Source organism: Gemella haemolysans, from assembly GCF_028308085.1.
Taxonomy (GTDB): domain Bacteria; phylum Bacillota; class Bacilli; order Staphylococcales; family Gemellaceae; genus Gemella; species Gemella haemolysans_D.
In genome coordinates, this window is sequence record NZ_JAQMFS010000074.1 from 1 (window position 1) to 1,344 (window position 1,344).

General features: G+C 30.2%; 1 protein-coding gene and 1 pseudogene. Both read left to right on the forward strand.

Going from position 1 to position 1,344, the window contains the following annotated elements:
* Positions 1-402, forward strand: a pseudogene (locus tag PNO30_RS06125) (IS3 family transposase); the annotation flags it as partial.
* Positions 333-1,271 (forward strand): IS3 family transposase, encoded by a 939-nt coding sequence (locus PNO30_RS06130; protein WP_271987547.1) that lies wholly within the window; start codon positions 333-335, stop codon positions 1,269-1,271. The pseudogene PNO30_RS06125 and the gene PNO30_RS06130, both read left to right, overlap by 70 nt.
* Positions 1,272-1,344: the final 73 nt, after the last annotated feature.

The window sequence follows — 1,344 nt, forward strand, 5'->3', positions numbered from 1 at the left end:
GGATTATATCGTTCAAGAAAAAATGAAGAATATCCTTTCGAAAAAAAGATATATGTTGTAGAATTATACTTAACAAGTGAACTCTCATACAATGACTTAGCTTTACAAGAAGGTATAAATAATCCAGCGCTTATTTGTAACTGGGTTAATCGCTTTAGAGTAGCTGGTCCTGATGCATTGAGAGAACGAAGGAAAGGTCGGAAAATCTTAATGGCTAAATCACCTAAAAAGTTAAGCAAGGAAACAACAAGTCAAACTACAAATGATAATATATCTAAAGAATATGTAAAAGAATTAGAAGATCAATTACTACAACTAAGGATAGAAAATGCATTTTTAAAAGAAGCGAGGAGACTGCGTTTAGCGGAAGAAGCAGAAATGAAAAGAAGGCGAGAATTATAAGCAGTCTCCGAGGAGAATTCATACTTAAAGACCTTCTTTTATATGCGAAAATGCCAAAAGCAACATATATGTACTGGCAGAAGAGATTCGATAGAGTTAATCCAGATAAAGAAATTGAAGAGAAAATATTAGAAATAAGAAAGAATAACAAAGATTATGGTTATAGACGTATATATGGTGCGTTACGTAATTTAGGATATATAATAAATAAAAAGAAAGTTCAAAGAATTATACAAAAATTAGGCTTACAGGTTACATCATTTACTAGAAAAAGTAGAAAATACAATTCATATAAAGGGAAAATCGGAAAAACAGCTAAGAATAGAATTAGAAGACGATTCAATACTAATATTCCACATCAAAAAATCACTACAGACACAACTGAATTTAAATATTATGAAGTTAATGAGAGAGGTAAATTAGTAGTAAAGAAACTTTATTTAGATCCATTTATGGATATGTTTAATGGTGAGATAATAAGCTATAGTATAAGTGAGAGCCCATCAGCTAAAAATATAATGGATGCGCTAGAAAAAGCTATTAAAGTCACAGCTAAATCCCCTTATAGGAGAACTTTCCACTCTGATCAAGGATGGGCTTATCAAATGAAGACATACTCGAAAAGATTAAAAGAAGAACGTATTTACCAAAGTATGTCTAGAAAAGCAAATTGTTTGGATAATTCGGTAATGGAGAATTTCTTCGGAATATTAAAACAAGAGATATACTATGGAACAACATATAATAGTTATAGGGAACTGAAATTAGCTATTGAAAAATATATAAAATACTATAATGAAGAGAGAATAAAAGAGAAACTAGGATGGTTAAGTCCTAAGCAATATAGAATAGAACATATGACTGTATAAATATAAAAAAGATAGCGTAGCAGTCATTATAACTACTACGCTATCCTAAGTCTAACTTTTTGGGGTCAGATCA